At 74.3% G+C, this 6,398-nt stretch carries 7 protein-coding genes; 2 read left to right on the forward strand and 5 right to left on the reverse strand.

All coding sequences use genetic code 11. The features are described from left to right. On the reverse strand, positions 1 to 272 hold a 272-nt coding region (locus tag AB0K00_RS57370; protein ID WP_363540092.1), incomplete at its 3' end, for an SDR family NAD(P)-dependent oxidoreductase. Positions 273 to 362: 90 nt separating this feature from the next. Here AB0K00_RS57370 and AB0K00_RS57375 point away from each other — a divergent pair. Then, entirely contained in the window at positions 363 to 1,208 is an 846-nt protein-coding gene (locus tag AB0K00_RS57375) for a LysR family transcriptional regulator (protein ID WP_363540104.1), read from the forward strand. Here AB0K00_RS57375 and AB0K00_RS57380 read toward each other — a convergent pair. From AB0K00_RS57380 to AB0K00_RS57390, 3 genes are all read right to left on the reverse strand, one after another. Next, on the reverse strand, positions 1,205 to 1,579 hold the full coding sequence (locus AB0K00_RS57380) for a hypothetical protein (protein WP_363540094.1): 375 nt from the start codon (positions 1,577 to 1,579) through the stop codon (positions 1,205 to 1,207). The two genes, AB0K00_RS57375 and AB0K00_RS57380, sit on opposite strands and share 4 nt — an antisense overlap. 168 nt (positions 1,580 to 1,747) lie before the next feature. Then, complete coding sequence (locus AB0K00_RS57385; RefSeq protein ID WP_363540096.1) at positions 1,748 to 2,554, reverse strand: SAM-dependent methyltransferase; 807 nt, start codon at positions 2,552 to 2,554, stop codon at positions 1,748 to 1,750. A gap of 109 nt (positions 2,555 to 2,663) precedes the next feature. Then, positions 2,664 to 3,260, reverse strand: a complete 597-nt coding sequence (locus AB0K00_RS57390; protein WP_363540098.1) for an ATP-dependent Clp protease proteolytic subunit — start codon at positions 3,258 to 3,260, stop codon at positions 2,664 to 2,666. Between the two features lie 174 nt (positions 3,261 to 3,434). On the opposite strand from AB0K00_RS57390, the gene AB0K00_RS57395 reads away from it, so the two are divergent. Next, entirely contained in the window at positions 3,435 to 3,935 is a 501-nt protein-coding gene (locus AB0K00_RS57395) for a chemotaxis protein CheX (RefSeq protein WP_363540100.1), read from the forward strand. Between the two features lie 33 nt (positions 3,936 to 3,968). Here AB0K00_RS57395 and AB0K00_RS57400 read toward each other — a convergent pair. After that, the coding region (locus AB0K00_RS57400) for an EAL domain-containing protein (RefSeq protein ID WP_363540102.1) at positions 3,969 to 6,398 on the reverse strand (2,430 nt) is incomplete at its 5' end.

Raw genomic sequence — 6,398 nt, forward strand, 5'->3', positions numbered from 1 at the left:
ACCCCCCCGTTGCGGCGGGGTGTTTTCCCCCCCCCCCCCGGGGGGCCCCGGCGCCCCCCGCCCCCCCCCCCGCTCCGGTCGCTGGTGACGTCCAGCGGCACCGCGAACGCGTCCACCCCGGCGGCGTGCAGCGTCTTCACCGCCGCCTCGCCCCGCGCCGTGTCCCGGGCCCCGACCGCCACGCGGTAGCCCCGTTCGCCCAGCCCCGCCGCGATCTCGTAGCCGAGTCCCTTGTTCGCGCCGGTCACCAGCGCGGTCTTCGTGTCACTCATGACGCTGATGCTGACGCGCCGGCGGGCCGGGTCCTTACATCATCTCGGTACGCTGTGATACCCGGCCGGTATGGTCGTTGCGTGGAGACGCTGGAGACCCGCGAGCTCAGATACTTCGTCACCGTCGCGGAGGAACTGCACTTCAGCCGGGCGGCCGAGCGCCTCGGCATCGCCCAGCCCCCGCTGTCCCGGGCGATCCAGCAGCTCGAACGGCGCCTCGGCGTCACCCTGCTGGACCGCAACCGCCGCGGCGTCACGCTCACCGGCGCCGGCCAGGTGCTGCTCGACGAGGCCCGCACCATCCTCGACGCGACCGCCGCGGCGGCCCGCCGCACCCGCCGCGCCGCATCCTCCACGAACCGCCTGACCCTCGCGACCAAGGCCGGCGCCAATCACGAACTGCTGCGGCAACTCCTCGACGCCCACGCCGCCGAACCCGGCGCCGCCGACATCGAGGTGCTGCTGTGCGGCCTGGGAGACCAGGCGCGGATGCTGCGCGACGGCCGCGCCGACGTCGCGCTCATGCAACGGCCCTTCGACGCCCTCGCCGGCTTCGACACCGAGGACCTGCTGACCGAGCAGCAGGTCGCGATCCTGCCCGCCGGGCATCCCCTGGCCGCGCGGACGGCGCTGACCATGGCCGACATCAGCGACGTGCCGGACCTGCCGGTCGCCCGCTGGCCCGGCCAGGACGGCAGTTACGAGCCCGGCCCGGGCCCCGAGATCCACGACCAGTCGCAGCTGGCCCAGCTGATCGCCCTCGGCAGCACCATGGCCGTGCTCTGCGCCTCGTCCCGGTCATGGCTGTGGAGCGCGCACACCGCCGTCGCCCTGACCGACGCCCCGCACGTCACCACCGTGCTCGCCTGGCCCCCGCACACCCGCTCCCGGGCCGTCGCCGCCCTCGTCCGCACGGCGGTGACGAGGTTCCACTAGCCGGCCGGCGCCGCCGGCGGACCCGGGTCGCCGCCCAGCGACCGCACCGGCACGAACTGGTAGTGCTCGGTGCCGCTGTTGCCGTTGATGTCGCTGTGCCACGCCAGCTCCAGCTCCAGGCCGTCCTGGCTGACGTACCCGGCGTAGGAGACGCTGCCGTATGCGCTCGACACGACGAACCGGAGCTCGGCGCCGTCGTGCTCACACCGGCCCGCCGGAACGTTGGGATGTCCGGGCGCCAGCCAGTTGGCGACCTGCTCCGCCAGCGTCACCGGGTCGTCCCTCGATCCGACCGCGGCGGTGACCACCTCGTGCGAGACCAGGAACCGCACGATGTGGCGGCCGTCGTGTTCCTCATGCTGCGCGGACATGTAGAGACCGTCGCAGCGGGCATAGCACCGCTTCTGCGCCCCAGACATGCGACCAACTCTCGCAGGCGAGCGCGACCGCGGCTTCGCCCGATCGGCCGGTGCGCCCGGCAGGCTCAGCGCGCGACGATCCGCCGGCCCGCAGGGGCCGGCGACGGCAGGTCGCCGGTGTTACGGCTTGCGGCCGACCACGCCGTAGATCTGCAGGTCGGCGCTGACGGGGCGGTCGGCGGAGGCGTCGGGGCGCCAGTCGCCGACCGGGACGATGCCGGGCTCGACGATCTCCAGGCCGGCGAAGTATTGCTCGATGGTGGCCTTCGGGCGGGCCCGCACGTCGGTGCCGCCGGCGGCGAACATCTTCTCGTAGGCGGCGACGCCCTCCGGCGTGCTGAAGTCCATCGTGCCGTGGGTGATCACCAGGTAGCTGCCGGCGGGCACCGCGTCGAGCAGGTGCTGGACGATGGCCGCGACCTGCGCGTCGTCGTGGACGAAGTGCAGGGTGGTGACCAGCAGCAGCGCGACGGGCTCGGCCAGGTCGAGGGTCTCGTGCAGGCTCGGGTGCGCGAGGATCGCCCCGGGGTCGCGGACGTCGGCCTCGAGGTAGGCGGTGCGGCCGCGCGGGTCGCCCTGCAGCAGTGCGCGGGCGTGGACCATCACGATCGGGTCGTTGTCGACATAGACCACCCGGGACTCCGCGGCGACGCGCTGCGCGACCTCGTGGGTGTTGTCCGGGGCGGGCAGGCCGGTGCCGAGGTCGAGGAACTGGCGGACGCCGGACTCTGCGAGGAACCGCACGGCGCGGCCCAGGAAGGCGCGGTTGGCCCGGGCCAGGGCGACCACGGCCGGGAAGGCCGCGGCGATCGCGTCGCCGGACTCGCGGTCGGCGGCGAAGTGGTCCTTGCCGCCGAGCCAGTAGCTGTAGCGCCGGGCCGGGTGCGGGACCGAGGTGTCGATCCGGCCGTGTTCCGTGCTGCTCACCCAGCTGTTCCTCTCGTGCGGGCGACCGATCGCCGTTGCGATAGAACCTAGTAGATCACCCGCCGGCAAGCCAGCACGCCCGGCGCCGGCCGCGGGGCGGCCCGGGCCGCTAGCGCGAGGTGATCGAGGCGATCAGGCCGTATTCGACGGCTTCCTCGGCGGACAGGACCCGGCCGATGGACAGGTCGTCCTCGACCCGGGACCGGGGCTGGCCGGTCGCGGCGGCGATGCGCAGCACCAGGTCCTCCAGGTCGCGCAGATACCGGCCGGCCTCGGCGACGACCTGGTCGGCGGTGCCGCCGGGGCTGGTCACCTTCGGCTCGGACAGGCGGAACCTGGCGTGTGCGAACGCCGAGCGGGTCTGCGCCGCGCAGAACACGCCGATCGCGGCGCCGCCGACCTGGCCGACGGCGGTCGCGTGGACCGGGGCGTGCACCGCGTCGAGGGCGTCCACGAGCGTGAACACCGCCGCGAGCTGGCCCTCCTCCGCCGCCAGGTGCAGCGTGATCGGGTCGGGGCCGAGCGCGTCCAGGGCGAGGAGGGTCGCGGCGGCGCGGCCGGCCAGCTCCGGCTCGATCACGCCACGCAGGAACACCATGCGGCGGCCGAACAGCTGCTCGTCGAGCCAGGGGGCCGGCTGGGGCGGCGGGGCCGGCGGATCGTCGTCGGGGCGCCGGTCGTAGCGGAACCGCGAGCTGTGCTCCATGCGCCCGACCCTAGGCGACGGCACGGCCGCGCACCGAGCCCCGCGGCCGCATTCCGCTGCGGGCGGAAGGCACCGGCCGGCGGCCGATGCGGATTTTCCTATTTTTCCGGAACTGCCACTTTCGGCTGGCACCATGCGGGGTAGGTACACCCCCTCACGACCTCTGGAGTGCGCATGGTGGACGCCTCGATCACCGAGTCCGGCCTCGCCAACCGGGACCTCGTCGAGATCGTCAACGAGGTCTGGGACGCGTACCTGCAGCAGCCGGACGCCCAGCTGACGGAGTTCGAACCGGGACTGGACCTGCGGCCGATCACCGCGGCCGTGTCGATCACCGGCGCCTGGGAGGGGCACGTCCGGGTGCTCGTACCGGTGGCCGCCGCCAACGACATCACCGGCCTGATGCTCGCCATGGAGCCCGACGAGGTCACCGACCGCGACGTCACCGACGCCATGGGCGAGCTCATCAACGTCGTCGGCGGCAACCTGAAGAACCGGGGCTCCCAGCCGGCGAAGCTGGGCCTGCCCGTCGTGGCGACCGGCAAGATGCTGTTCCCGTCCACGCGTGAGACGCTCCGCCTCGCGGTCGGCTGGCAGGACAAGCCCGACCAGCCGATCACGTTCAGCGTCCTGCACGTGCACCGCGACCGGCCGATCACCACCCGGATGCCGTGACCCCTGCCGTGACCCCCGCTGTGACCCCCGGCTTCACCAGGTCCGCTGGCGCACCAGCGCGGCCTCGATGCGTTCCGCCGGTGCGGGCGTGCCGTAGTAATGGCCCTGGCCGTACCGGCAGCCCGCGGTCCGCACGACCTCCAGGTGCCGTTCCGCCTCCAGACCGTGGGCGACGACCGTCACGTTGAGCCGCTGCGCGAGCTTCACCACGACGTCGATGATCGGCGCCGCCGGTCCCCCGGCCGTCGGCTGCGACGTGAACAGGGCCCCGTCGACCTTCAGCATGTCCGTCGGCAGGCGGCGCAGGTGCGCCAGCGACGTGGCGCCGGTGCCGAAGCCGTCCAGCGCGGTCCGCACGCCGATGGCCCGCACCGTCGCCATGGGCTCGACGGCCCGGTCCAGGTCGACGCCGAGCTCCCGCTCCGAAAGCTCGACGACCAGGTCGGCCGGGTCGATCTGGTGGCTGTCCAGGGTCAGGCTCAGCCGGCCGGCGAAGTCGGCGGCGACGAGGTCGTCGATCGCGACGTTGACCGACATCCACAGCCGGTACCCCTCGTGCTGCCACGACGACAGCTGCCGGCACGCCTGGTTGAGCACCCAGTCGTGGATCTCACGGGTGATCCCGAGCTCCCGCGCGACCTCGAGGGTCTCCTTCGGCGGGACGGTGCCGAGCGTCGGGTGCCGCCAGCGCAGCAGCGCCTCGACGCCGATCGGGTGGCCCTCGACGAGGTCGTACACCGGGTGGTACGCGAGGTCCAGCTCGCCGCGCTCCGCCGCCTGCGGCAGGTGCTGCTCGAGCGTGGCCCGCCGCACGTAGGCGTCCTCGACCTCGGCGTCGTGCCACTCGACCTTGCCGCGCCCGCCGCGTTTCGCCCGCCGCAGGGCCAGCCCGGCGCGGCGCAGCGACTCCTCCGCGCCGCCGCCGACGGGCGCGAGCCCGATCCCCGCGGACAGCTGCAGGTCGGCGCCGGGCAGCGGGTACGCCTCGCCGAGGTCTCCGAGCAGCCGCATGGCGAGCGTGAACGCGTGCACCTTGTCGACGCTGGTGTACACGGCGAACTCGTCGCCGTTGAGCCGCGCCGCGACGTCACCGGGGTTGGCCGCGCCCCGGATGCGGGCGGCGACCTGGACGAGCATCGCGTCGCCGACGTCGGAGCCGTGCAGGGCGTTGACGCCCGCGAACCCGTCGAGGCCGATCGTGATCAGGTAACCGCCGCCCTCGTTGAGCTGCGCGAGCAGGGCACCGCGGTTCGCCAGGCCGGTCAGCGGGTCGACCCGCATCGTGCGTTGCAGGCTGTGTTCCAGCGCCTGCTGCGCGCTGGCGTCGCGCAGGTGCACCACGACGCCCTCGACCTCGGGGTTGCCGCGTTCGTCGGTGACGGTGACCTCGACCGGCCGCCACACCCCGAAGCCGTCCTGGATCCTGGCCCGCACCGGCTGCGACCCGGCCCGGTCCGGCGCCACCAGGTGCAGGTCGTCGGGGTGCACGAGGTGCCGGAACGGCCGCCCGACGACCTCCTGGTCCGACAGGCCGAACTGGCGGGCCGCGGCGGCCGACTGCCACCGCACCGTAAGGTCCGGGTCCAGCACCACGATCACGTCGCTGGAGCCGGCGACCAGGGCGCGGAACGTCGCTTCCTGCGCGTCGAGCTGGCCGCTGTACCGGCGCAGCGCGACCGCCTCGAGCAGCTCCCGCACCGCGACGGCGAGGACGGCGAACGTGCCGATCACCATCGCCGTCATGCCCAGCTGTCCCCGGCTGAGCAGGGCGTACAGCACGGCGGCGGCGCCGGCGAGGACCGGGGCGACCAGCAGCGGGTCGCCGATCAGGGTGCCGTCGGTCGCCGCCCGGTTCGGCTGGCGGTCGGCGTCCACGGACCGGCACGCGCCGGCCCAGACCAGCACCGAGCCGAGCACCAGCAGCCCGCCCGCGGCCAGCAGCCAGACGCCGTCGCCGGGGGGCCGCAGTGGCAGGACGGCCAGGCCGAGGACGATCAGCGCCACCCCGCCGGCGGCGGTGACGGCGGCCCAGCGCGGGAACGGCGCCCGTACCCCGCTCACGACGGCGATCGTGATGCCGGTGACGGCGAGCAGGCAGGTGGTGAACATGGTGGGGCTGGGCCGGCCGTCCTGTTCGAGCACGAGGACCAGCAGCGTCAGGAACTTCCACAGCGCGACGCAGATCCCGTCGAGGGCGCGCCGCAGCGCGCCGCCGGTGTCGACGGTGACGCCGGGCAGTTTCAGCAGGCCGGCGACGAGCGCGACACCGGCGACCGGCGCCAGGTACGCGGCGACCGGCGTGGCCACGGCCGAGACCCCGGCGGTGAACACCCCGAACCCGAGCGCGGCGAGGCTGAAGACGGTCCCGCGGGAGCGCGGCGCCTGCTGCCGGTCGGCGCCGGCACCGGCCGGCTGCCCCGGGGCGGCGCCGGCCGGCTGGCCCGGACCGGTGCCGGCCTGCTG

The sequence above is a fragment of the Dactylosporangium sp. NPDC049525 genome, assembly GCF_040676755.1.
GTDB lineage: Bacteria > Actinomycetota > Actinomycetes > Mycobacteriales > Micromonosporaceae > Dactylosporangium.